Source organism: Microbacterium sp. Bi128 (genome assembly GCF_918698205.1).
This window is the reverse complement of record NZ_CAKKMM010000783.1, coordinates 1-2,344: the sequence shown is the minus strand read 5'-3', so window position 1 is coordinate 2,344 and position 2,344 is coordinate 1. Positions and strand designations below refer to the sequence as shown.

The 2,344-nt window shown below is 70.6% G+C and carries 1 protein-coding gene; it reads left to right on the top strand.

Features of this window, described 5'->3' with window-relative positions; genetic code table 11:
* Positions 1 to 46 precede the first annotated feature (46 nt).
* The coding region (locus tag LQV45_RS26195; protein ID WP_230009606.1) for a molybdopterin-dependent oxidoreductase at positions 47 to 2,344 on the top strand (2,298 nt) is incomplete at its 3' end.

The following is a 2,344-nucleotide window of genomic DNA, read 5'->3' as shown; positions in this document are numbered from 1 at the left end:
GGGGCGGGACCCTGAATGGTGGACCCTGGACGGAAGTCTCGTGGGCATGGAGATCTATATCAACGGCATCCCGGCGCAGGCCGAACCCCGTGCCGGCCAGTGCCTGCGGACGTTCCTTCGCGAACAGGGGAACCTGGGCGTCAAGAAGGGCTGCGACGCCGGCGACTGCGGCGCCTGCACGGTGCACGTGGACGGGGTCCCGGTGCACAGCTGCATTTATCCCGCGGTCCGCGCGGAAGGCCGGGCGGTCACCACGGTGGAAGGACTGGCCGCCGCCAGCGCCTCCGGCGGACCCGGTGACCCCAACAGCACCGCGCTTCATCCGATGCAGCAGCAGTTCCTGGACCGGCAGGGCTTCCAATGCGGCTTTTGCACGGCCGGCATGGTGATGACGGCAGCGACGTTCGATGAGGAGCAGAGGGCGGACCTGCCGCGGAACCTGAAGGGCAACCTGTGCCGGTGCACCGGGTACACGGCCATCGAGGACGCCGTCTGCGGGAGGGGGAGCCGCCCGGTCACCCCTTCTGAGGGGCCCGGCCGGCCGGAGCCGCGCCCCGGACAACTGGGCGACGACGCTCCCGCCCCCGCCGGCCTCGCCATCGTCACGGGGCAGGCCCGCTACACCCTGGACGTCCCGGCCGATGAACTGCCCGGGCTGCTGCACGCGAAACTGCTGCGCTCCCCGCATGCCCACGCCCGGATCCGCTCCATCGACGCAGCAGCCGCGCTGGCGATTCCCGGCGTCGCGGCGGTCTTCACCCACGAGGACTCCCCGGCGCAGCTGTTTTCGACCGCGCAGCACGAGCTCTACACCGACGATCCGGACGACACCCGCGTGTTTGACGACGTCGTGCGCTTCACCGGCCAGCGCGTCGCCGTCGTCGTCGCCGGGACGGTGGCGGCGGCGGAGGCAGGCGTGCGGGCCCTGAAGGTCGACTACGAGGTGCTGGACGCCGTCTTCACCCCGGAGAACGCCATGCTCCCCGGCGCCCCCGCCCTCCACGGGGACAAGGACGCAACCACGGCCCGCATCAGCCGGCCGGAGCGGAACGTCGTCGCGGAACTGCATTCCGAGCTCGGCGACATGGCGGCCGGGTTCGCCGCGGCGGACTTCATCCACGAACACACGTATCGGACTCAACGGGTGCAGCACATGGCGCTCGAAACCCATGCCTCCATCGCCTCGATCGGCGGTGACGGGCGGCTGCTGATCCGCACCTCCAGCCAGGTCCCGTTCCTGGTGCGGCGCACCCTGGGCCGGGTGTTCGGCCTGCCGGAAGAGCAGATCCGGGTGGTGGCCGGACGGGTGGGCGGCGGTTTTGGCGGCAAACAAGAGGTGCTCACCGAGGACGTCGTGGCGCTGGCCGCCCTGAAGCTCAACCGCCCCGTGCAGCTTGAATTCACCCGGACCGAACAGTTCACCGCCGCCACCACCAAGCATCCCTTCACCATCCATCTCAAGGCCGGCGCCAGCCGCGACGGGCGGCTGACCGCACTGAAGCTGGAGGTGCTCACCAACACGGGCGCCTATGGCAACCACGCCACCGGGGTCATGTTCCACGGCTGCGGTGAGTCGTTGGCGGTGTACAAATGCGCCAACAAGAAAGTGGACGCCCGCGCCGTGTACACCAACACGGTGCCGTCCGGTGCCTTCCGCGGCTACGGGCTCAGCCAGATGATCTTCGCGATCGAATCCGGCATCGACGAGCTCGCGGCAGGGATCGGCATGGACCCCCTGGAGTTCCGCCGCCGGAACATGGTCCGGGAAGGCGACGACATGCTGTCCATCCGCGACGAGCCCCAGGAGGACGTCCGCTACGGCAGTTACGGCCTGGACCAGTGCACGAAGCTGGTGGAGGACGCCCTGGCCCGTGGGCGGGAACGCTGGCGCGCGGCCGGCCTCGACAGCCTGGGACCGGACTGGGTGGTCGGGGAGGGGACTGCCCTGTCCATGATCGACACCGTCCCGCCACGCGGCCACTTTGCCCACTCCAGGCTTCGGCTCCTGCCCGACGGGACCTACGCCGCCGACGTCGGGACGGCAGAATTCGGCAATGGCACCTCCACCGTCCACGCGCAGCTCGCGGCCACCGCGCTGTCCACCTCCGCCGCCCGCGTCACCCTCCGGCAGTCCGACACCGACCTCGTGGACCACGATTCCGGGGCGTTCGGATCTGCCGGCACCGTGGTGGCCGGCAAAGCGACGCTCGCGGCCGCCGAGGACCTCGCCCTCCGCATCCGCGCCTTCGCCGCCGGCCTCCGCCGCGTGCCGCGCTCCGGCTGCGTCCTGGACGGGGACGCTGTGGTCTGCGAGGGAACCCGGGTGCCCCTGACGGACATTTAC